The organism is Marinobacter daepoensis DSM 16072 (assembly GCF_000421165.1).
Lineage (GTDB): Bacteria > Pseudomonadota > Gammaproteobacteria > Pseudomonadales > Oleiphilaceae > Marinobacter > Marinobacter daepoensis.
The window spans coordinates 200,594-222,846 of sequence record NZ_ATWI01000008.1; the positions used below are offsets into that span (position 1 = coordinate 200,594).

At 57.8% G+C, this 22,253-nt stretch carries 20 protein-coding genes; 17 read left to right on the plus strand and 3 right to left on the minus strand.

Annotation, left to right across the window (positions count from 1 at the left end):
* The first annotated feature begins 11 nt into the window (after positions 1 to 11).
* The 10 genes from K325_RS17955 to K325_RS0101520 all read left to right on the plus strand — a co-directional run bounded on the left by K325_RS17955 (position 12) and on the right by K325_RS0101520 (position 8,631).
* The gene (locus K325_RS17955; protein WP_051146523.1) at positions 12 to 524 is read left to right on the plus strand and encodes a Na+/H+ antiporter subunit E; all 513 of its coding nucleotides are present in this window, start codon (positions 12 to 14) and stop codon (positions 522 to 524) included.
* Positions 521 to 823: an MrpF/PhaF family protein gene (locus tag K325_RS0101480; protein WP_029652477.1), complete on the plus strand. Its 303-nt coding sequence runs from the start codon at positions 521 to 523 to the stop codon at positions 821 to 823. Before K325_RS17955 ends, K325_RS0101480 begins: the two co-directional genes overlap by 4 nt.
* Positions 816 to 1,139: a cation:proton antiporter gene (locus K325_RS0101485; protein WP_036192829.1), complete on the plus strand. Its 324-nt coding sequence runs from the start codon at positions 816 to 818 to the stop codon at positions 1,137 to 1,139. The genes K325_RS0101480 and K325_RS0101485 overlap by 8 nt, the downstream gene beginning before the upstream one ends.
* Positions 1,132 to 1,410, plus strand: a complete 279-nt coding sequence (locus K325_RS0101490) for a Na(+)/H(+) antiporter subunit B (RefSeq protein ID WP_029652479.1) — start codon at positions 1,132 to 1,134, stop codon at positions 1,408 to 1,410. The genes K325_RS0101485 and K325_RS0101490 overlap by 8 nt, the downstream gene beginning before the upstream one ends.
* Positions 1,410 to 2,108 carry an MnhB domain-containing protein gene (locus tag K325_RS0101495; RefSeq protein WP_051146524.1) on the plus strand — a complete coding sequence of 233 codons (699 nt, stop codon included), beginning with the start codon at positions 1,410 to 1,412 and terminating at the stop codon, positions 2,106 to 2,108. Before K325_RS0101490 ends, K325_RS0101495 begins: the two co-directional genes overlap by 1 nt.
* On the plus strand, positions 2,105 to 2,422 hold the full coding sequence (locus K325_RS0101500) for an NADH-quinone oxidoreductase subunit K (RefSeq protein ID WP_029652481.1): 318 nt from the start codon (positions 2,105 to 2,107) through the stop codon (positions 2,420 to 2,422). Before K325_RS0101495 ends, K325_RS0101500 begins: the two co-directional genes overlap by 4 nt.
* Complete coding sequence (locus K325_RS0101505) at positions 2,419 to 3,882, plus strand: complex I subunit 5 family protein (protein ID WP_211218125.1); 1,464 nt, start codon at positions 2,419 to 2,421, stop codon at positions 3,880 to 3,882. The genes K325_RS0101500 and K325_RS0101505 overlap by 4 nt, the downstream gene beginning before the upstream one ends.
* 1 nt (position 3,883) lies before the next feature.
* Positions 3,884 to 5,380 carry a complex I subunit 5 family protein gene (locus tag K325_RS0101510; RefSeq protein ID WP_029652483.1) on the plus strand — a complete coding sequence of 499 codons (1,497 nt, stop codon included), beginning with the start codon at positions 3,884 to 3,886 and terminating at the stop codon, positions 5,378 to 5,380.
* On the plus strand, positions 5,377 to 6,855 hold the full coding sequence (locus K325_RS0101515; RefSeq protein ID WP_051146525.1) for a complex I subunit 5 family protein: 1,479 nt from the start codon (positions 5,377 to 5,379) through the stop codon (positions 6,853 to 6,855). Before K325_RS0101510 ends, K325_RS0101515 begins: the two co-directional genes overlap by 4 nt.
* Positions 6,856 to 6,942: 87 nt before the next feature.
* A complete protein-coding gene (locus tag K325_RS0101520) occupies positions 6,943 to 8,631 on the plus strand; it encodes an HAD family hydrolase (protein WP_029652485.1) in 1,689 nt (562 codons plus the stop codon).
* Here the strand turns inward: K325_RS0101520 and K325_RS0101525 are convergent.
* Both K325_RS0101525 and K325_RS0101530 read right to left on the minus strand, forming a co-directional pair.
* Complete coding sequence (locus K325_RS0101525) at positions 8,628 to 9,878, minus strand: transporter substrate-binding domain-containing protein (protein ID WP_029652486.1); 1,251 nt, start codon at positions 9,876 to 9,878, stop codon at positions 8,628 to 8,630. The two genes, K325_RS0101520 and K325_RS0101525, sit on opposite strands and share 4 nt — an antisense overlap.
* Before the next feature lie 93 nt (positions 9,879 to 9,971).
* Positions 9,972 to 11,504: a cryptochrome/photolyase family protein gene (locus tag K325_RS0101530; protein ID WP_029652487.1), complete on the minus strand. Its 1,533-nt coding sequence runs from the start codon at positions 11,502 to 11,504 to the stop codon at positions 9,972 to 9,974.
* Between the two features lie 178 nt (positions 11,505 to 11,682).
* On the opposite strand from K325_RS0101530, the gene hemN reads away from it, so the two are divergent.
* From hemN to K325_RS18715, 3 genes are all read left to right on the plus strand, one after another.
* Positions 11,683 to 13,092 carry an oxygen-independent coproporphyrinogen III oxidase gene (gene hemN, locus K325_RS0101535; RefSeq protein WP_029652488.1) on the plus strand — a complete coding sequence of 470 codons (1,410 nt, stop codon included), beginning with the start codon at positions 11,683 to 11,685 and terminating at the stop codon, positions 13,090 to 13,092.
* A 476-nt stretch (positions 13,093 to 13,568) separates the two neighbouring features.
* On the plus strand, positions 13,569 to 15,245 hold the full coding sequence (locus K325_RS0101540) for a sodium:solute symporter family protein (RefSeq protein WP_051146527.1): 1,677 nt from the start codon (positions 13,569 to 13,571) through the stop codon (positions 15,243 to 15,245).
* Complete coding sequence (locus tag K325_RS18715) at positions 15,242 to 15,376, plus strand: putative transporter small subunit (RefSeq protein WP_211218126.1); 135 nt, start codon at positions 15,242 to 15,244, stop codon at positions 15,374 to 15,376. The genes K325_RS0101540 and K325_RS18715 overlap by 4 nt, the downstream gene beginning before the upstream one ends.
* Before the next feature lie 48 nt (positions 15,377 to 15,424).
* On the opposite strand, the gene K325_RS0101550 is transcribed toward K325_RS18715, so the two are convergent.
* Entirely contained in the window at positions 15,425 to 17,446 is a 2,022-nt protein-coding gene (locus K325_RS0101550; RefSeq protein WP_029652490.1) for a methyl-accepting chemotaxis protein, read from the minus strand.
* 283 nt (positions 17,447 to 17,729) lie between these two features.
* Between K325_RS0101550 and ubiU the strand changes: the two genes are divergently transcribed.
* From ubiU to K325_RS0101570, 4 genes are all read left to right on the plus strand, one after another.
* Entirely contained in the window at positions 17,730 to 18,725 is a 996-nt protein-coding gene (gene ubiU / locus K325_RS0101555) for a ubiquinone anaerobic biosynthesis protein UbiU (RefSeq protein WP_029652491.1), read from the plus strand.
* Between the two features lie 13 nt (positions 18,726 to 18,738).
* Positions 18,739 to 19,632: a U32 family peptidase gene (locus K325_RS0101560; RefSeq protein WP_029652492.1), complete on the plus strand. Its 894-nt coding sequence runs from the start codon at positions 18,739 to 18,741 to the stop codon at positions 19,630 to 19,632.
* Between the two features lie 143 nt (positions 19,633 to 19,775).
* A complete protein-coding gene (locus tag K325_RS0101565; protein WP_029652493.1) occupies positions 19,776 to 21,107 on the plus strand; it encodes a ferredoxin reductase family protein in 1,332 nt (443 codons plus the stop codon).
* Positions 21,108 to 21,227: 120 nt separating this feature from the next.
* Positions 21,228 to 22,241, plus strand: a complete 1,014-nt coding sequence (locus tag K325_RS0101570) for a YeiH family protein (RefSeq protein ID WP_029652494.1) — start codon at positions 21,228 to 21,230, stop codon at positions 22,239 to 22,241.
* Positions 22,242 to 22,253 lie beyond the last annotated feature (12 nt).

The window sequence follows — 22,253 nt, forward strand, 5'->3', positions numbered from 1 at the left end:
AAGGAGAGCCAATGCTCAGATATCAAGGGAGCCGTCTGTGGCCATTGAGTCTAAGAACGCTGTGTCTCCTGGCCGTGTGGTGGGCGTTGACCCTGGGTGAACCTTCGGCCCTTGGGTTTGGTTTGGTCGTAGCCGTTCTGGCGGCCAGGCTGTCAGTTATGCTCTTTCCCCCGTCGGGTTATCGGTTGTCTTTGCCCGGCCTTGTTCGTTTCGCCGGATACTTTCTGGTGAAGTCGCTGATTGCGGGCCTTGATGTAGCCCGACGTCTCCTGAAACCCGTTGTTGATGTCCACCCTGGACAGATCCGGGTTCGTCTACGGTTACCTGATGGCTCTCCCCGGTGGTTGCTGGCCAACACGCTGTCGCTGATGCCCGGGACCCTGAGCGTCCGGTTTGAGGGCGAGTGGCTCTGGCTGCATTGTCTTGATACCCGTCAGGCGGTGGTTCGGGATGTGCGGACGACTGAGGCCCGTGTCGCCACGGTGTTCGGCTTGTCTCTGAGCGAAGAGGAGGCGAAATCATGACGGCTGTGCTCAATGCTGTGGCGGCAATTCTTCTGTTCACTCTGTTGGTGGCCCTGGTCAGGATCTGGCGGGGCCCTGATCCCGCAGACAGAATGCTGGCCTCCCAGTTGTTCGGGACGACGGGGGTAGGCTTCCTTCTGGTGCTCTCGGAAGCTCTCGAGGCTCCGGCCTTGGTGGATGTCGCCCTGACGCTGGCTCTGTTGTCGGTGCTGGCCCTGGTCGCCTTTGTGACTCGCGTGGCGCCCTCCGTATCAGGTGACGGGAGGAGTGGGGCCAACGAGGAGGATCGCAATGCCTGATCTGCTTATTAAAGGCTGGCAGTGGATTTGTCTTGCCGTCGGAGGTGGCTTTTTTGCTATCGGTACACTGGGGCTGTTCCGTTTTTCCGACACCCTTTCACGGGTCCATGCCCTGACCAAAGTGGATAACCTGGGCCTGGGGTTTATCGTCATCGGGTTATTGCCAGCGGTGGAGTCGGTGGCTGGAGGCGTCAAGCTGATGCTGGTCTGGGGAGCCGCACTGGCTGCCAGCGCCACCTCTGCCCACCTGGTGGCGAGGACGGTTCAGCGTCGGCCCGGGATGACGCTGAACGAGGAGTATCAGCGTGATGACTGACTGGCTGATTGACCTGACTCTCGTGGTGGCGTTGCTGGTTACAGGGGCGGCGACCTTGTTATCCCGTGATCTGTTCCGGGCTGTGGTGATGTTTATAGCTTTTGGGCTTCTGATGTCTCTGGGCTGGGTGCGATTACACGCGCCCGACATCGCTTTGGCTGAGGCTGCCATCGGAGCAGGCCTCAGTGGTGTTCTGTTGCTGGACGCGGCGAGACATCTGGGGGAGGTGCGTCGCCCGAGTCAACGCGGGGAAGGTGAGGAGTCGGATTGATGGGACGGCTCACGTTGGTGACGGCGGGTATGGTGTTTTCCGGTGTTTTTGCGGGGCTGGCATGGGCGGTCTGGACCATTGCTGAAGCTCCGGTACCGGTCAGCTTGCCGACCCTGGTGTCTGAAAACCTGCAGGCCGCAGGGGTAGAGCATCCGGTCACAGCGGTACTGCTGAATTTCCGAAGTTACGACACCCTGTTGGAAATTGCGGTGCTGGTGATCGCTGGCATTGCCGGGATTTCGATGTCGAGGACCCGTTCTCTGGAAGATCCCGGGCTGAGAACTTCGGATTCCCTGCTGTATGCCCTTGAACGATGGTTTTTCCCGGTAATGATGCTCTTTGCCGGTTACCTGTTATGGGCGGGCTCAGATCGCCCGGGAGGTGCCTTTCAGGCGGGCTCGGTTCTTGCAGCTACCGCAGTGCTGATGCGCCTGGGGGGTGTGCCCATGGACTTTCTGAGGCCGGGCGTCATGCTTCGGTTGGGGTTGACGGTTGGGTTTTCTGTGTTTCTGGTGGTGGCACTGGCGAGCGCCCTGGATGGCGATGTTTTCCTGCAATACCCCGAGGTGATCACCAAGCCCTTAATCGTTCTGATCGAAACCGGGTTGACCCTGTCCATCGCGATGGTGCTGCTGGCGTTATTTGTTGCGGCTCCCATCGACCCGGCCGAGGAGCTGGAAGAGGGAGGGGCAGAATGAGCGTTTCTCTGCTGTATGCGTTTGCGGGTGTTGCCCTGTGTGCGATGGGAGGGCTGGGATTCACGGTTTTGGAGCACTTGTTGAGGAAGCTCCTGGCTTTCAATCTTATGGGCTCCGGTGTGTTTCTGGTGTTGGTTGGGCTGGCTCAGCATCGTGGTGTTCCCGATCCGGTGCCGCAGGCAATGGTGTTGACCGGCATCGTTGTCACCATTGCGGCCACGGCGCTGGCAGTCGTCCTTATGCGGCGTTACTACCATCTCTCTGGTCAGACTGGTTTGGTGGTTTGTGAAGAACGGAAGGAGCCGATGGAGTGACGCCCTGGTTGATGGCGGGACTGCTGTTTACGCCCCTGGCCTGGGCTGTGCTGACACTGTTTCCGGCTTTCAGGTTGGGCAGAGTTCTGACCCGGTTGGGGATTCTGGCCCAGTTTCTGGTGGCGGCCGGGCTCTGGATGACGGTCGCTCAGGACGGAGGCTTTTACTATCCGTTGGGGGGATGGAAAGCCCCTTTGGGGATTGAGCTCCGGGTGGATGGTCTGGCGGTAACCTTTGTGGTGCTCACGGCCGTTGTGGCGTGCGCATGCGGCTGGCACGCAGGGGATTATCTGTCGCCAGAGACGGGGCGACACCGTTACTTCTGGCCCCTGTTCTGGTTTCTCTGGGCGGGCTTGAACGGTGTCTGGCTGGGAGCGGATCTGTTCAATTTATACGTTGGTCTGGAGCTGATCAGCCTGTGTTCGGTCGGGCTGGTGGCTCTGGCGGGGAATGTTGGCGCATTGCGGGCGGCCATACGATATCTGTTGGCCGCGTTGTTAGGGTCCCTGGCCTACCTGTTGGGGGTGGCCCTGATATACGGCCAGTTCGGCTCCCTGTCGCTGGCCGGTATTCAGGCGCTGGTGGCTTCAGCCGAGTCTTTTCCCGGTGCCGGGGTTGGGTTGTTTATCATGATTCTCGGGTTAGCCTTGAAAACGGCACTGTTTCCGTTGCATGGCTGGTTGCCTCCTGCTCATGGTATCGCCAAGTCCCCGGTCAGTGCTCTGCTCTCTGCTCTTGTTGTAAAAGCTTCGTTCTACATAGCCGCAAGGCTATGGCTGGCTCTGGGAGAAGAACTGGGAAGTTTTGTGTTGGCCCAGGCCGTCGGTGTCGCCGGGGCGCTGGCCGTTATTCTGGGAAGCTGGCTGGCATTCTGCCAGTCCCGCCTGAAACAGGTTGTGGCCTACTCCTCGGTTGCTCAGATTGGTTATCTGTTCCTGTTGTTCCCTTTAACGTTTGGCGTTCCTGACAGTGTGGTTCAACTGGCTCAGCAGGGAATTGCGCTGCAGGTGATCAGTCATGCCCTGGCGAAAGCGGCGATGTTTCTGGCAGCGGGTAATCTCATCCTGTCTGTTGGCAGCAATCGGGTGGAGGCGTTGGCTGGGGTGAGTCGGTTCCTGCCATTTTCTCTGTTTTCGTTTGCTCTGGCGGGTGTGTCCCTGATGGGGTTGCCGCCAAGTGGGGGGTTTACGGCGAAATGGCTGCTTTTGCAGGCCAGCCTGGCCAGCGGCCAGTGGTGGTGGCTGGCGGTGCTGTTGCTGGGCGGGTTGCTGTCGGCTGCGTATGTGTTTCGCATATACAGGGCGTCGTTTGTTGAAAGCAGGGGACAGGATCAGTTTTATCATCCACCCAGGGTGCTGGAAGCAATACCGATGATGCTGGCTCTGATGTCGCTCTGTCTGGGGTTTGTGTCTGAGCCGGTGCTGGCGGTCATGAGCCTGCCTTTTGAGGAGGGAGGATAGTATGGCCTCTGGCGCATTGCTGCCGGTTTTTGCCTTGATGACCTCGTTGCTGGCTTCGCTGATTATCTTCACCTTGCCCGAGGATCGCGGGCGGGTAAGAACGTTGGTCAACATTGGCGCTGCGCTCATCAAGCTTGCCTTGGTTGCGGTCATGATCCGGGGGGTGGCGATTGGCCAGGAATACCTGTTGGCATTTGATATGTTGCCGGGGGTTGAGTTTGTGCTGCGTGCCGACGCGTTGGCGATGTTGTTTGCGGGGCTGTCGGCTCTGTTGTGGTTGCTGACCACGATTTATGCCATTGGTTATCTGGAAGCGTCACCCAATCGCAGTCGGTTCTTCGGGTTTTTCAGTCTGTGTGTTGCCAGCACCATGGGGATTGCGCTGGCCGGTAATCTTTTCACCTTTTTTATCTTTTACGAAATGCTGACGTTGTCTACCTACCCGTTGGTGGTGCACCGGGGGACGCCAAAGGCGTTGAGGGCTGGTCGGAATTACCTCATCTACACCCTGACGGGCGGCGCTGTGTTGCTGCTTGGGATTGTCTGCTTGCATGGCCTGGTGGGCGACCTCCGGTTTCAGGAAGGTGGTCACTTTGCCGGAGCCGGGCCAGAACTCCGTGGGGCATTGCCCTGGGTGTTTTTTTTGCTGGTCTCTGGTCTGGGGGTCAAGGCCGCCCTGGTTCCGCTGCATGGGTGGTTGCCTCAGGCCATGGTGGCTCCGGCGCCGGTGAGTGCGCTGCTGCATGCGGTGGCTGTGGTCAAAGCCGGTGCATTTGGCATTGTCCGGGTGGTGTTTGAGGTATTCGGGCTGGAGTCGGCCCAAAGTATGGGGTTGCTGTCGGTTCTGGTCGTGGTCGCTTCAGTCACGATTCTCTACGGCTCTGCGATGGCGCTGTATCAGGTGGATCTCAAGCGCCGATTGGCCTTCTCGACCATCAGTCAGGTGTCTTACATTGTACTGGGGTTGTGTCTGTTCGGGCCGGTTGGGGCTGCTGGTGGTCTGGTCCACCTGGTGAATCAGGGCATCATGAAAATCACGCTTTTCTTTTGTGCGGGTAACTATGCAGAAACCCTTGGTGCACACAGAATTGATGAGCTTGATGGTGCAGGCAAACGTATGCCGGGAACATCGGTGGCTTTTACCATTGCAGCCTTCGGGATGATCGGTGCGCCTCCTCTGGCCGGGTTTATCACCAAATGGATGCTGGGCATAGGTGCCCTGGCGGAGGGAATGGATTGGGTTGTCGGGGTACTGATACTCAGCAGTGTGCTGAATGCTGCTTATTTTCTGCCAATTCTGCACCGATTGTGGTTTCGGGAACGAACCACACCCTGGCCGAAGGAGTATCGGTGGGGACGGCTTGAAACCAGTGTCTGGTTGTTCTGGCCACCACTGATGACGGCGGTGATGACCATGGCAATCGGTGTGTTTGCTGCCATGCCGTTCAGCCCGCTGGCCTGGGTTATTTTAATTGTCTCCCGGGAGGTGGCGTTGTGAACGCGGTTGCTCCCCACTTGTTATTGCTGTCGGTGGTCCTGCCGTTCGGGGCACTGGCGTTGGCCTTGTGGCCCGGAGGCCGGTTTTTCTATCGTTATACCTTGCCCTGGTTGCCTTTGCCGGCTTTGTGTCTTGGCATGCTGGCACCGGACAGTTCGTTGGAATTGCCCTGGCTGCTGAATGGTGGCCTGTGGCTGGTGGACGATCTCCGGCGCACGTTTCTGGTGGTAACTGCTCTGGTGTGGTCGGTGTCCGGACTGTTTGCTGTGGGGTACCTGAAACGAGTTCATCAGACCCGTTTCTGCGTATTCTGGACGCTCACACTCGCCGGTAATCTGGGCCTGATCGTGGCCGCCGATATTGCCAGCTTTTACAGTTTTTTTGCCCTGATGACCTTTGCCGGATACGGGCTGGTGGTGCATGAGGGGACGGTTGACGCCAATCGGGCCGGGCGAATTTATCTGGCTATGGCGGTGGCGGGAGAAATGGCCATTCTGGCGGGGCTGTTGATGTCAGCGGAGCTGGCAGACAGCGCACGGCTGTCGGATCTTCCGGGTGCCATTGCCCGATCAGAGCAGAGAGACCTGATTGTGCTGTTGCTATTGGCAGGGTTCGGGGTAAAAGCAGGCTTGCCCTTGCTCCATTTCTGGTTGCCCCTGGCTCACCCCGTAGCGCCGACTCCGGCCAGCGCGGTGCTCAGTGGCGCCATGATAAAGGCGGGGCTGTTGGGGTGGATGCTGACTTTGCCGTTTGGTGAGGTGTCTATGCCTGTCTGGGGCAATGCCCTTGTGCTGCTCGGTGTTCTGGGCGCACTGGGTGGGGCCGCACTTGGGCTGGGGCAGCGTCGCGCGAAAGCCGTTCTGGCCTATTCCAGTATCAGCCAGATGGGCCTGATGGTCTTGATGGTAGGAGCGGCACTGGCTGAGGCCCGGCAGGCTGGAACCCTGCTTGCGGTTGTCGCTTTGTATGGCTTGCACCATGGCCTCGCGAAAGGCAGTTTGTTTTTGTCGACGGCGCTGGCATTGCCAGAAAGGCGGTCTGGCCGGTGGTTGCTGTGGGGGCTGATTGCCTTGCCCGGGTTATCGCTGGCAGGGCTGCCATTTACCAGTGGTTCTGCGGCGAAACTGGCGATGAAAGACGTGCTGGCCCCTCCAGACTATCATTTTGCCATGGCCTCCTGGTTGCCGGCTTTCATGAGTGCGGGTGCGGTGGCCACCATGCTGCTGATTCTGCGGTTTCTCCAGGTGCAGAATCAGGGCGCAGCCAGGGGCGACAACGTTCTGTGTTTGTGGCTGGGTTGGGCCGCGTCATTGCTGGCCAGTGTTCTCTTGTTCTGGGTTCTGCCATGGCCTGAGTCCGTGCCGGATAAACGCTGGCTGCACGAGATGCTGGCGGGGGCATGGGGGCTGACTTGGCCTATGCTGCTGGCCATCGGATCAGCCGCCGTGGTGGCGTGTTTATTCAGGCAGCGTTAGCTGAGCGGTGTTTGGGTGTGCTTCCGGGGCGAACACCATCAGTAATGATTAATGGATGTATGTGACAGAGTTTTAGGAGGTTTTCCCATGTCCCGATTTGATGATGACATCCAGCCGCCAGTAGCTCTGATTTTCGACTGGCACGGCACCCTGGTGGATACTCACGATGCCATGTTCAGCGCCATGGAGGAGATGTTGCCGCAACTGGAAGAGCTGGGGCTGGTTGACCAGTTGCTTCCGGAAGCTGAGTGTCGGACGGAAGACGATGCCCGGCTGGTGCGATATATCCGCATTTATCGACGGTTGCACCCCCGTATCCTGGCTGAAAGACGGGTGTCCCGTACGGACATATTCAATGCCATCTTTGGTGACAACAAAGCCGCCAAATGGATCGCTCATAAAGCGTATAACCAGGCATATCGGAAGTACTTTGGACAGGTGAAACCGTTTCAGCCCGGAGCCTATGAGTACCTGTCGGCGTTAAAAGCTATGGGTATCAAACTGGCGGTGTGCACCAATCGGAACCGGGAGTTTCTGGACCAGGAACTGACGATTGTCGATGAGGGGCGATGGCAGTCGATGTTTGATGCCACGGTGTGTGCCGACGATGTCACCGAATACAAGCCCGACCCGGAAGTGATTCTTAAGGCCCTGGATGAACTGTCTGTCTCCGGAGGGAAGCACATCTGGTACATGGGGGACAGCTACGTCGACATGCTCACCGCTCATCGTGCGGGTGTGGCCGGTGTTTTTTACAATGGGGCTGGCTGGGAGCCGGACCGGATTGGCAGCTGGTTTACCCGGCGAGATGCCCCGGCGGCGGTTCTCGACAGTTTTGAAGACCTGATGGATTTGCTGGCTTTGCTGGAGCGGGGAGCGCCGACACAGTTCAGAGCCCCTCCGGCTGAGGTTCGCCCCAAACCCTTCCCGCCACCGGAACGACCGGAGCCCCGTATCGAACCGGATTGGCATCCGGCGGTGGTCCGGCTGATTCGCCCAGCGGTGATTTTGTTTGATTGGCACGCCACTCTGGTTGATACCCTTGATGCCATGTATCACGCAGTGGACGATATGTTGCCGGACTTCCATAAACTGGGGCTGATGAACCGGATGGTAGCACCGGAAGACAGCAAAACCCCGGAAGACGCGCGCCTGGTTGCCTATGTGCGGGAGTTTGCAAAGTTACACCCAAAGGTAAAAGCAGACCGGAAAATCTCCCGAACGGATATCTTTGAGGTGCTGTTCGGAGAGGATCAGGAGGCCAAACAGGTTGCCCACAAAGCTTTCAACCACCATTACCGGAATCACTACGGTACGGTGAAGGCTTTCGAGCCCAGGGTCCGTGAGATGCTGGAGGGACTGCGTAAACTGGGTATTCAGGTGGGGGTGATCACCAACCGGGACCGGGAATTCTTTGAGCATGAACTCGCTGCCGTTGAAGAGACCGGCTGGACCCATTTGTTTGACGTTAACGTCTGCGGTGACGATACACCATTGCGAAAGCCTCATCCGGACCAGTTGTTGCTGGCGGTACAGAAGCTGGATTACCCGCCTGATCCCAGTGTCTGGTACGTAGGCGATTCCACTACAGACATCATCGCAGCCAAGCGGGCTGGAATGACGGCCGTCTTCTTCAATGGAGCCCAGTGGGACCTGCCGTGGCTGAACCGAATCTTTCCGGGAACCCACAAACATCCGGATAAGCCGGATGTGGTGGTGAATGATTTTTCGGAATTCTGGGCGCTGGTGCTGGCCTGTGAAATCGGTCCCCCTTAACGGGGAAGGGGCGACCGGCCATGCAGGACGTGTTCGATGTCCAGGCCGAAGATCAACACCCCTTCCAGCTGGTTACTGGGTTCGCTCAGGGGCACGGGAAAACTGACGGTCACCTGAAACCGGGCGGTAGAGGCATCGTATCGGATGGGCGAGATCCAGATGTCTTTTTTTCGCTCAACGCCCAGCTCAGGTTCTCCTGCAATTTCCTGAAATTTCCGCTCATCGCCCTGCCAGTAATCCGAGGACAGCCGGCTCATGGCCACCAGGGCTCCGGACCGGTCGGTGAGAAAGACCTCCGTGACCATCGGGGCGTGAGCCGCCTGCCAGTGGGCCAGTGCCTCAGATGCTGGCAAGGCCAGAATTTCTCTGGCCAGCGGTGTCGGGAGGTGGGGGGCCAGGGCCTGCCAGAGAACGTCTTTGTTGAGAATGTCGGTGAGGTTGTCGTAGGCCGGCCCCTGCGACAGTGCGTTGCCCAGATTCACGGCCGGCGACAGATCCCTCAGCAGGGTTTGTGTAATCTGCCGCACTTGCAAACGCTCTGGTTCGGTGAGCTTCAGGCTGGGTGTCGGGCAGTTGGCCAGATGGTCATTGAACGTGGAAACGAACTGCGGATGGCTGTTGGCAAGGTTGGGGTTCACGTACAGGTACAGAGGTGCATAGCGCACGAATTCGGATGATAGCTCTGCCCGGTGGTTCGATGAAATGTTCTGAAGGTACTCCATGGCCCGGCCATCCATGAGGGCCAGGTCGATGCGCTTGCGCGCCAGCAATGCCGGCAGCTGTTCTGCGCCTGCAACTGTAATGAAGGGCGTTATTCCGTGCTCCTCAAGCCAGATGTTCTCGTTGCTGCCGCTGACAACGCCCACTTTGGCGTTCTGAGGGTTGGGAGGCTGTTCGGCGGTGAAGAACCAGTGCCACTTCTCCAGCGCAACCGGGTTGGTGCGAATGGCATTTTCGTCCAGCGTTTTGGTGGGGCCAACGGCAAAGTAGCCGTCAACCAGATTGCGCTCAAGTGAGTAACGGGCCCTGCTTTGTGGCATCAGACTGATGAAGGCTTCGTGGCCTGCCTGTCTGAGTGCGCAGCGGATGGTTTCAGTGGTTTCGCCTGAGACCAGAGGTGTCCGGGGGGCGGAGTTTTGATAAGGAGGGGCCAGGAATGTGTAAAAACTGAACACTGGGTGGCCTGCACTCACCGCTATCGGGACCAGAACCAGCCAGGTTCCGGCGATAAGGGTGCGTAAATCCATGTACGTGCTCCGGCTTCCGGTTTTTTGACAATGCAGAGATCATAGCAGCCAGTCCGTTTGTTTGCCGTATTTCCTGCGTTCTGACTGTGGTGTTCACAGCTGATCAAGGTTATCCAGCAGCCATTGGGCCCGGGCCAGCAGGGCTTCTTGTTTTTCCGGTTTCTGTCGGTCCCAGTTCCGATACATCATGGTCATCCGGGGATTGGCGGCGAAGGCGTCCCGGTGGCGGTCAAGAAAATGCCAATACAGGCTGTTAAATGGGCAGGCGCGTTCACTGGTCGTTTCCTGAACCCGATAGTGGCAGTTCTGGCAATGGTCAGACATCCGCTGAATGTACTTTCCGCTGGCCGCATACGGTTTGGAACCCAGATACCCCCCGTCGGCATGCATGACCATTCCCAGAGTGTTGGGAAGTTCCACCCAGTCGAAGGCGTCCAGGTACACGGCGAGATACCAGTCGCAGATGGCTTCCGGTCTGACTCCGGCCAGGAGAGCAAAATTGCCGGTGACCATCAGCCGCTGTATATGATGGGCATAAGCGTTGCGATGGGTGGCGTCGATCGCACGGTGCATGCAACGCATCCGGGTTTCTCCGGTCCAGTAGAACCAGGGAAGATCCCGGGTGTTGTTCAGTCGGTTCTCGTGTGCGTAGTCTGGCATCAGGAGCCAGTAGATTCCCCGAACAAACTCCCGCCAGCCGATGATCTGTCGGATGAATCCCTCAACGGCGTTCAAGGGCGCCTGGCCGGAATACCAGGCTCTGGCAGCGGCTTCGCAAACTTCCAGCGGGTCCAGGAGACCGGTATTCAGATACGGGGATAGGACAGAATGAAAGAGCCAGTCTTCGTTGTCGGACATGGCGTCCTGATAATCGCCAAATCCGGGCAGAGCAACGTCGATGAAATGAGCCAGTGCCTGCCTGGCCTGGTCCGCCGTGACCGCATAACAAAAATCCCCGGTGGTTCCGAAGTGGTCGGGAAAATGCTCGTTCACCAGGTCAATCACGTTCCGGGTGATGTCGTCCGGCTCCACGAGGAAAGGGGGTGGGGCGGATGGCTGGCCGTTCCATTTCTTGCGGTTGTTGGCATCGTAGTTCCAGTCACCGCCTTCGGGGCGGGCATCCTCCGTCATCAGTAGCCCGGTTTTACGGCGCATCTCCCGATAGAAAAACTCCATACGGAGCTGTTTTTTGCCCTCGGCCCAGTGGGCGAACGCGGCTTTGGTGCAAAGAAAACGGGTGTCCGTGCGGATCTCCACCGGAAGACCCAGGCTCTTGTGCCATTGGCAGATCTGTTGGTGTAGCCGCCATTCACCGCATTCGGTGGTGATCACCCGTTCTGGCTGGTGTTCTCTGGCCACGTGTCTGACGACTTGCTCCAGAGACTGCGCTGCGTTCCCGGGGTGGTAAGCCTGATAAATTACGTGCCAGCCTTGCGATTCAAGCTCCCGGGCGAAGTGCCTCATGGCGCTGAAAATAAACACCAGCTTTTTCTTGTGATGATTGGCGTAGCTTGCTTCGTCCCGGACTTCAGCCATGACAATCAGGTCTTTGTCCGGGTCTGCGTCGTTGAGTGCAGAGAGGTTCGGGCTGAGTTGGTCGCCAAGAATCAGAATGAGATTTGCCATGGTTCGCCGGCCGGTATTTTCCTTTGGAGGTAGGTGGAATACGCCATCAGCTCAAGAGTGGTTCATTGGTTAAGCTGATACACTCAAATGATGCGCATCAAATCGTGGCCGCCGCTGGTCAGGCATAATAGGCGCTTTCCAGCATGCTGATCTTCCATTCGACGTTAGAGTTTTTACTATGGCTTCTGATACCGCTGCAGCAAATCATCTGCCCGCTTTTATCTGGGACGAAGCGCTCATTCGGCGCTATGATCTGAGTGGCCCCCGTTACACTTCGTACCCGACGGCAGTGGAATTCAGCCACGACTTTTCCATCGAAGACATGGTGAAAGCTGCTGGCCGGAGCAAGGCGGCCGGAGGCCCGATTTCGCTGTATACCCACCTGCCGTTCTGTGCACACCTTTGCTACTACTGCGCCTGCAACAAAGTAATTACCAAAAAGCGCGACAAAGCTATGCCGTATGTGGAGCGGGTGCTCAGAGAGGCCGCGCTTCAGTCAAAGTTGTTTGGTGCCGACCGCCCGGTACAGCAATTGCACTGGGGCGGAGGGACGCCTACGTTCCTGCCGAAAGATGTCATGCAACACCTGATGGCCGGTTACGGTGAACTGTTTAATCTGCAGGCCGGTGAGGACCGCGATTACAGTGTCGAGATCGACCCCCGCGAGGTGGATGAAGATACCCTTCCCACGCTGTGGCAGCTTGGATTCAACCGGATCAGCCTTGGGGTTCAGGACGTTAACCCGAAGGTTCAGAAAGCGGTGAACCGGGTCCAGCCCCGGGAAATGACAGAAGCGGTCCTGAGTGAAGCCCGCCGTATTGGCTTTCGCTCCATCAACCTGGACCTGATCTATGGCCTTCCGTATCAGACTCCCGACAGTTTTTCGGAAACCCTGGAATCAGTGATTGAGCTGTCGCCGGACCGGCTCTCTGTGTTCAGTTATGCCCACCTGCCGGATCGTTTCTATCCGCAAACGCGGATTCAGGCCGATACCTTGCCCAGCCCGCAGCAGAAACTGACCATTCTTCATAACACCATCAACCGTTTGCTGGAGGCCGGGTACGAGTATATTGGCATGGATCACTTTGCCAAGCCGGACGACAGTCTGGCGGTGGCTCAGCGAGAGGGCCGGCTGCATCGGAATTTTCAGGGATACACCACGCACTCTGATTGTGATCTGGTGTCCTTGGGGGTATCTGCCATTGGTCAGACGGACGATGCCTACTTCCAGAACAATCATGACCTGCCGTCCTGGGAGGCGTCTGTGGATGCCGGGCAACTGGCCATTGTCCGCGGGGTTGGCCTGACCCGGGATGACCGCATTCGCCGATGGGTGATCGGGCAACTGATCTGTCAGTTCCGGCTGGACCGTTCACAGTTTACCCAAGCCTGGGGTGAGGATTTTGACCGTTACTTCGCGGATGAGCTGAATCGCCTGAAACCTATGGTTCAGGACGAGCTGGTGGGCGACGATGGCGATCGCCTGCAGGTTCAGCCTGCCGGACGCCTGCTGATACGGGCGATCTGCCAGATTTTTGATCTGTATCGCAAAGAAGGCGCCAGTCAACGGTTTTCGCGCATCATCTGAACCGGCATCGCCGGATGTCCCTGAAAGGCTGCCTTGTGCAGCCTTTTTTGTTGATGATCGTTGTATCCGATCTTGTCAGAAATAATGCACGCTAATGTTATGAGGTCTAAAGACTGGACTCTGGTCTGGTTTTTGCGTATGGTTTGGCCTTCCTTGCCCATAGTGTTGGATGTGCTTGCCTGCAATACAGGTTTTCCGCTAATTCTGGTGTTTTCTGGAAAGCAGTGACCCCTGCAGCACTCGCGCGCGTCCGTTAAACAGGATGGAAATTATAATGACGTCTAAATACTTCAACAGGCTGCTGTGCCTTCTAAGCTTTCCTTAGCGTAACTTTCTTCTGATTTTCGGTGCTGCTCAGCGCCCCTGTTACCAGTTTGCCCTTCCGGAACCTGCATCGGTCTTTACGGTCGCGGGCGCACTCTGTCTGTGCCTGTGGGGGAGGGTGTTTGATGTTGTGAAAAAATACGAGGTCCGGTTTGAACGAGAACGGTTTTACGCAGTTTTCAACAGCGACCGTCTTGCTGTTGCTGGCCGCTTTTTACGGCGGCACCTATCTACTGACACTGCTGATCAAGAAAGACAAAGAAGACACCTCCGGGTTCATGGTGGCCGGGCACCATGTGGGTTTCGGCATGGGCGCGGCCAGTATGACGGCCACCTGGATCTGGGCCGCTTCTTTCTATGCCGCCGCCTCCTCCGGCTATAAATATGGCGTGTCCGGCCCCATTCACTACGGGTTCTGGGGCGCGTTGATGATTCTGTTCATTTACCCATTCGGTCGTCGCTTCCGGCAACTGGCCCCCAATGGCCACACTCTGGGTGAACTCATTCATGCCCGCCATGGCTCTTCAAGCCAGTTAATTCTGGCGGTTTCCAACATTATGGGCAGCATCATCAGCCTGATGGTGAACTTCACCGCCGCCGGGGCTCTGGTGTCGGTGCTCTCACCGCTGTCGTTTGAAACCGGTGTGATTGTCGCAGGCGTGGGCGTTCTTGCTTATACCCTGACTTCGGGCTTCCGGGCGTCGGTGTTCACTGACTTCGCCCAGCTGGTGGCGTTGATGGCCATCGCCATCATTATTATTCCCGCAGTACTGTTTTCCGCCGGGGGTACCGGGGTGATGGTGGAGGGCCTGAGCCGGATGACCGACGAGCAGGCCAGTTTGTTCTCGGTGGATGCCATCATGAATCAGGGCGCGCCCTTCTTTGTGGCCGTACTGGCCTATGCCATTGGTAACCAGACCATTTCCCAGCGCTTGTTTGCGGTGCGGGAAAAGCACATCAAATCCACCTTCATTACCGCCACGCTGGGTTACGGTGCCATTGTGATTGGCCTTGGCATGATTGGGCTGATGGCGTTGTCGGTTGGCATGACGCCAATCGAGGGTGAGTTGAACAACCTGATTCCGCAGATGGTGTCTACCTATCTGTCGCCGTTCTTTGTGGCGCTGTTTTTTGTGCTGGTGATCGGCTCCCTGTCATCGACTGCCGATTCCGACCTGTCTGCGCTCTCAACCATCATGATGGCGGATGTATACGGTAAGAATCTGGCAGGTGATAACCCCAACCCTAAAACCATGATGCTGGTAGGGCGCATTACCATGATTGTTGCCACAGCGGCGGGTCTGATCTTTGCCAGTTTCTCACTGGATATTCTGGTCATGCTGGTGTTTGTGGGGGCCCTGTGGGGAGCCATTGTGTTCCCGGTTATCGTGAGCTGTTACTGGGACAGAGTAACCAACGCCGCATTCACCTGGTCGGTGGCCATTGCCATGGCGATGTTCTGCATTGCCCGCTTTGAATTGCTGGAAATGACCGGTCTGACCGTACTGGCGTTTGAAGTGCTGGCGTCGGTTGGTGGTGCGGTGGTGGTTGGCCTGATGGTGTTTGGCTTTTTTGGGCGCCCGGCGGGCCTGGCGGCGGGTTTTGTAACCTTGCTGGCCATGCTGGTCTATGCCACCGGTTTCCTGCGGGATTACGGCGTATTGATGGCCTCCCTGACGGCCTACGGAACCAGCACCATTGTGTGCACAGCAATGACGTTGTTCAGCAAAGAAAGGTTTGATTTTGACCTCATTCGCCAGCGCGTTGGCAGCTACGACGAGGTGGAAATCGAAGACCACTCAGACTACTTACCGGAGGGTGCAAAATGACCAATGAACTTGTTTACGGTGCTTACATTCTTGTCTGGCCAGCGTTGACGCTGGGTGTTCTGGCCGTGATTTGCGGCGCGGTTGTCCGTGATGTTCGTCGCGCCCGCAAGTCCGGCGAAGACCTGGTGTAAGCCAGAAGAGAAGTCCGGGCTGCCCCGCAGCGCCCGGACTGTTACGGTTTAATTGGCAACGCGGAACTGGTTTGCCAGATCCTGCAGTTGCCGGGCCAGCCTTGCCTGCTCCTGAGTCACCTGACTGATCTCCTGAGAACCGGTCAGGGTCAGTATGGCGGTCTCGCTGACCGATTCCATGTTGCCTGCCAATTCCCGGGTAACAGCCACCTGTTGTTCAGAGGCGGTGGCGATCTGGGTCGCCATGTCGGAGATGCTGTTCACGTCTTTCAGGATGTCAGCAAAGGTTTTCTCCATCTCGGCCGCCTGTTCACTGGTCTGGTCGGCCAGTTTGTGGCTGGTGATGATGGAGCGGCTGGCGTTGTCGGTAATGCTTTTGAAGCCGTTGATGATGTCTTCAATCTGGGTGGTGGATTCGTGGGTCTGTTGTGCGAGCGTACGTACCTCATCTGCCACCACCGCAAAGCCACGGCCATGTTCACCCGCCCGCGCTGCTTCGATGGCGGCATTCAGGGCCAGCAGGTTGGTCTGATCGGCGACCTTTCGGATAACATCAACCACATCGCTGATGGTGCTGCTCCGGTTTTCCAGCTCGTCGATGACCTGGTTTACTTCCTGAACCGATTGCGCGAGTTCTCGGATCTGGGCAACGCTGGTGTGCAGAACTTTTTCGCCGGTCTGGCTTTTTTCCATGGCGCGGTTGGAGGCATCAGCCACATGCAGGGTGTTTTGTGAAATTTCTTCAGAGGTCGCCGACATCTCCTCGGTGGCGGCCGCGACCTGTTCGATCTGTTGCTGCTGCTCCTTAATCTGCGCGGAGTTCTGCCCAGCGGTTGAACTGGTTTCTTCCGTCGCAGTGGCCAGTTGCACACTGGCCTTGTCAATCTGCAGCAGAGCGTCGGCAAATCGTTCCAGGAGTTCATTGAGCGCACGGGCGATGGTGCCGGTCTCGTCTTTTCCGGATACGGGAATACGGTGGGTCAGATCTTTGTTGTCCATCACACTTCGGACCCCGTTCAGAAGCTGGTTCACTTGTCGGTGGATGGCGTGGACCATGAAGACCATCAGGGTGATCACGAGGGCAAACGCAATGCCTGCCAGCACTGAGACCTGGATCAGCTCTGAACGGGCGTGCTCGACAGCGGCAGCCGCGTGCTGGTCAATTCGCGCCAGTAGTTCGCTCCGGACCTGGTTCATGGACTGGATCCGCTCGGTTGAGGTAGTAAACCAGTCTGCCGCGTTGAGCGAAGACAGGCCGTCGGGACCACTTAACAGCGTACTTCGCAGCCTTTCCATTGCCTGATGCTGCGGTGTGTTTCCCAGGCCTTCCAGTTGTTCCCGGGTGCCGGAACCGGATTCCAGCATCGACATGGCGGAGTACAGGAAAGCCGACTGTCGCCCGGCGAGAGCGGATACGCTTCCCACGGCTGGGAGATCAAAGTTGCCACTGCGTATCAGTCCCGCCCCGGAGGCCCGTTCCCGCCCCGCCATTTCGGCAGCTTCGGCAAGGGCGAAATAGGCATTGATCTGTCGGGTCAGGTCGGGGTCGGAGGCCCGGCGGACCAGCAAGGGGAGGCGGTCAATGATTTCCATGATCAGAGCGGTATACCGGGATCCTGACTGGCCGGTGGTTATGCCCTGGCGGTCGATGTCCTGCCGCAGGGTTCCGAGGTTACCGCTGTCTTTCTCAAACCGCTCCAGGCTGGCCTGAAGGGTGTCGTCGAACCGGACGTTGTCGAGCAGGGCTGAAAGGTTGGCGCGGTATGCGGTCAGGCTCTGGTCGGTAGCTTTTCGCTGGTTCTGCAGATTAAGGGCCGCCGTAGCCTCTCCGGACGATCCTGGGGTACTGGACAGCAGGACAGCGGAGCGCCCACGTTCTTTCTGAAGTGCTTCGACCATTGGGTCCCCAATCTCGGCGAGCCTGACCATGGCCTGAAGTCGTTGCATGTTGTTCAGTTGATCCATGTCGCGGGAGAGGCTCTGAAACGCGAAGAGCAGGATCACAAGAAGGGCTGGTAGCACCAGAGTAATCAGCTTACCCCGCATGGAGAGGTTGTTGATGAACGTCATGGCAGGACCTCGTCAATGAGAATGGGCTCCATTGTGATCAAGTGTAGCAGCTGGGGCCATTGGCGCATCGGGGTAGATGATGGGGTACTTTTCGTTCTGTAAGTGGTTGTAAGTAAAGGTTAATCTTTTGATGTTTCGAGAGGTTTCTGGGGCCTTCGTAGTTCTGCGTAGAGTATTCCCTTGTAGGTAGCGTGATGGTTTCGTTGCTTCCGCTGACGAAGGTCAAGGTGCGCTAACTTGCTGACGGGTAAGGTTGCCGGCAACGTGTCTAGCGGAGAGTATTATGGAACTTGTATGCCCGGCAGGCAGTCTTCCCGCCCTCAAGGCGGCCGTGGATAACGGCGCCGATGCGGTCTACTTCGGTTTTCGGGATAGCACCAACGCCCGCCAGTTCGCGGGCCTGAACTTCAATGATAAGCGAGCGGCTGAGGGCATTGAGTATGCCCGTTCCCGAGGCAGTCGCGTGTTCTGCGCCATCAATACCTATCCGCAACCCGATGGTTGGGAGCACTGGAAATCGGCGGTAGACCGCGCAGCGGCTCTCGGCGTGGACGCGATTATTCTGGCTGATATGGGGCTGCTGGAATACGCCGCCAACAAGCATTCGCATATTCCCCGGCACCTCTCGGTTCAGGGGTCGGCGACCAGCCATGAAGCCCTATCATTTTACAAAGACAATTTTGATATTCGCAGAGCGGTGCTGCCCCGGGTTCTGTCGCTGGATCAGGTGCGTGGTGTGGCCAGACACAGCCCGGTAGAGCTGGAGGTATTTGCGTTCGGAAGTCTTTGCATCATGGCCGAAGGGCGCTGTTACTTATCGTCTTATCTTACCGACGAGTCTCCCAACACCCGTGGGGCCTGTTCACCCGCCAAAGCGGTGCGCTGGCAGGAAACCTCTCTGGGGTTGGAGTCTCGCCTGAACGATGTCCTCATTGATCGCTATGGCCCGGGTGAATCCGCCGGGTACCCGACCCTCTGCAAGGGGCGTTTCGAGGTAGAGGGCAGTATCTATCATGCGATTGAGGAACCGGTCAGCCTGAATACGCTGGATCTGCTGCCAGAGCTGCAAGCCCTGGGCATCTGCGCAGTCAAAATCGAGGGTCGCCAGCGGAGCCCTGCCTACATTGCGGAGGTTGCCCGAACCTGGCGACAGGCGCTGGACCGGGTACAGAACAGCCCTGATCATTTTTCCGTGGACGGTGCCTGGAATAGCACGCTCGCGGGTCTTTCGGAAGGCGGCCTGACCACCATCGGCGCCTATCACCGCAAGTGGAAATAGGAGTCTCCCACCCATGATGAAACTATCGCTTGGGCCGATCCTGTGGTTCTGGAACAAACCGTCGGTCTTTGAGTTTTATGCCAAGGCGGCCGAGTGGCCGGTTGACACTATCTATCTGGGCGAGGTGGTGTGCTCCCGGCGCCGGGAACTGAAGCCGGATGACTGGCTGGCACTGGCGCGGGACTTAAAGGCTTGTGGCAAGAATGTGGTGCTCTCCACGCTGACTCTTATTGAATCGGAGGCGGACCTGCGCCGTTTGCGCCGGTTCTGTGAACAACAGGACTTTCTGGTGGAAGCCAATGACCAGAGTGCATTGCAGGTGGCGATCCGAAATCAGATTCCATTCGTGACGGGCCCTTCGATGAACATATACAACGTAGCGACCCTGAAAATCCTCGCTAAACAGGGGTTGCGTGGTTGGAACCTGCCGGTCGAGTTGGGTAAAGACACGCTGGCTCAGTTGATGAATGGATTGAGGGAGGAGGGGCTGGATTTGCCTTCGGAGGTCTTCTCCTGGGGGTTTCTACCCCTCGCCTGGTCTTCCCGCTGCTTTACCGCACGCCACTACAATCTGCCCAAGGACCATTGTGAGTTCCGCTGCCTGGAACACCCGGATGGCCTGGAGCTTCGTTCCCGGGAGAACCAGGAACTGTTCCGTCTGAACGGCATTTCTACGCTATCCGGTTCCCGTTACGACCTGATGCGTGAGTTGCCGGAGATGGAACGGATGGGGGTCGGGACGGTACGCCTGAGCCCGGAGCACCAAGGGATGGACGAGGTGGTGAAGCGTTTTGATCAGGTACGCCGGGGTGAAGCACCGGCTACCGACCCGCTGCAGCTGGTGGAAGCGCCGCCGTGCAACGGGTACTGGTATGGCAAGCCGGGGATGGATCGGGTCAATGTGTGATGGGGGGGGGGAGATAGTGCCGCTCGCCCATTAGTAAAAACGTAAAGGTTATGTAAATCGACGCAGGCTTGATGCAGCGCAAGCTTCCGGTGCCGGAGTCGCCGTATTTTTTAGCGGATTCACACGGCGCTGAGGAGCGTGTCATGTCTCGTCTTGCATGGTTTTTCTGGGGAATTTTGGCGGTTGTGACCGGACTCTGGTTTGCCGCTGACAGCTTATGGGTGAGCCCATTTTCCTATTTTCCCTTCCGGTCTGTGTTCGTCCAGTATTCTGGTGTGCTGGCGGTTGCCCTGATGGCAGTGGCGCTGTTGCTGGCGTTGCGGTTGAGGGTGTTTGAACAATGGCTGGGAGGCCTGGACAAAGTTTATCGGCTGCACAAGTGGTTGGGCATTGGTGCATTGATAATGGCTACGCTGCATTGGTGGTGGGCCAAGGGGACCAAGTGGATGGTGGGCTGGGGGTGGCTTGATAAGCCCGTCCGAGTAGGTGCCCCACCTGAGTATACCGGCCTTGAAAGCTGGTTTCGCAGCCAGCGTGGGTTGGCTGAAACCCTGGGAGAGTGGGCGTTTTATATCGCGGCGGTACTTCTCGTTCTGGCGCTGGTAAAAGCCTTTCCCTACCACCTGTTCCGTAAAACCCATAAATGGCTGGCGGTGATGTTCCTGCCTCTGGCCTGGCACAGCGTGGTCCTGATGAAGTTTGAGTACTGGGCCGCTCCCGTGGGTTGGTTGGTGGTCGCGATGGCACTGGTGGGCAGTGTGGCGGCTGTCTTGTTGCTGGCGGGATGGCCCAGGCGTGTTCGCCGGGTCGCGGGTGAGATTGTTTCAGTATGTCGTTACCCGGATCTGCACGTATTTGAGTGCCAGGTCCGGGTGGCTGACGGGTGGCGGGGGCATCGGCCCGGGCAGTTTGCTTTCGTTACCTCCGACGGGCCTGAAGGCCCTCACCCTTACACCATTGCCTCGGACTGGAACCCAGAAAGCCGTTGCCTGAAGTTTGTCGTCAAGGAGTTGGGGGATCATACCCGTCGCGCCAGCCGCCGGGTTTGCGAAGGTTTGCCGGTAACGGTGGAGGGACCTTACGGAGGTTTTACCTTTGAAGACGACTGTCCGGTTCAGATCTGGGTGGGCGCAGGTATTGGTATCACGCCGTTCATCGCCCGGATGGACTACCTCGCCAGGCACCCGAGCAGCCAGACCATATACCTGTTCCACACCACGGCGGATATCAGCCATGACGCGCTTGATAAACTGCGCATCGATGCTGAGGCTGCCGGCGTTAACCTGATCATTCGCCGAAGCCGGGCAGAGGGGCGGCTGACGCCAGAGGCGGTCCGGGATGCGGTGCCCGGGTGGCCGGAAGTCAGCGTGTGGTTCTGTGGCCCGGTCGCTCTGGGCCAGAGTCTGTTCCATCAGTTCGAGCGTTGGGGGGTGCCCCTCCGGCGGCTTCATCGGGAGCTGTTTGATATGCGTTGATGGAGGCGGGGATGTTTTCTCTATATCTGGTTTTTGGATTACCAAAAGATAAAACATCTGTTTTTAAGATAACTTTCCGATCTTTAGAATATCCATATATTCAAAAGTTCGGAGAGGGCGATGATCAGGGGATTGGGGGTGTGTGCATTTCTGACGCTGGCTGGATATGGCATAGCGTCGTTGCCGCCAGTTCAGAAAACAGGCCTGGGGCCTCTGGTGTTTACCCTGTTGTTGGGACTGGTACTCGGTAATCTGAGGCTCAGCAGCCGGTTTGGAAATGTGGCCGCTGGGTTGAGCTTTTCCTCCCGCTGGTTGCTCAGAACCGGCATTGTCCTGTTCGGGTTCTCGCTGACTCTGCAACAATTGATGGTTCTTGGTCCCGGCGTGGTGGTCCTGGATGTTCTGGTGGTGTTGACCATCACCACCGCTGGATACTGGCTGGGCACTCGCTGGCTGAAACTGGACCGGGAGACGGCGATTCTTACCAGTGCGGGCAGCGCAATCTGTGGGGCGGCAGCGGTCTTGGCCACCGAAGGCACCATCCGGGCACGCCCGGCAGCTACGTCCATGGCGGTCGCTACGGTGGTGCTGTTTGGCACTCTGGCGATGTTTGCCTATCCCATTCTCTACCCGGTCATGGGTTGGGATGAAGGGCTTTACGGCGTCTATATTGGTTCCACGGTGCATGAAGTGGCCCAGGTGGTTGCTGCGGGTGGGGCGGTTGGTCAGGACGCGTTGAGCAATGCAGTGATCGTGAAATTGGTGCGGGTGATGCTGTTAGTGCCCTTCCTGCTGGTGATTGGCCAGATCTGGAAGCGCTACCGGGTGTGTGATTCAGAGGGAGCCGATGGTGATGCGGTTGCGGGAAAACGGAAGCTGGTCATTCCCTGGTTTGCTTTCGGTTTTATGGGGGTGGTCGGGCTGAACAGTGTGTTGCCATTGCCCGGGCAGTTGCAAAGTGGGCTAGTGCTGGCCGGTCAGGTTGCCATGACGATGGCGATGGCTGCGCTGGGGTACCAGACCCGGATTGAGGCTTTGCGCAGCCTGGGGATGAAGCCGTTTGTGCTGGCCTTGTGTCTGTTTATGGCGCTGGTGGTTGGGGGGGCCTTGGTTACCCCGCTGATTTTGGGGTAACCCGGAGCACTC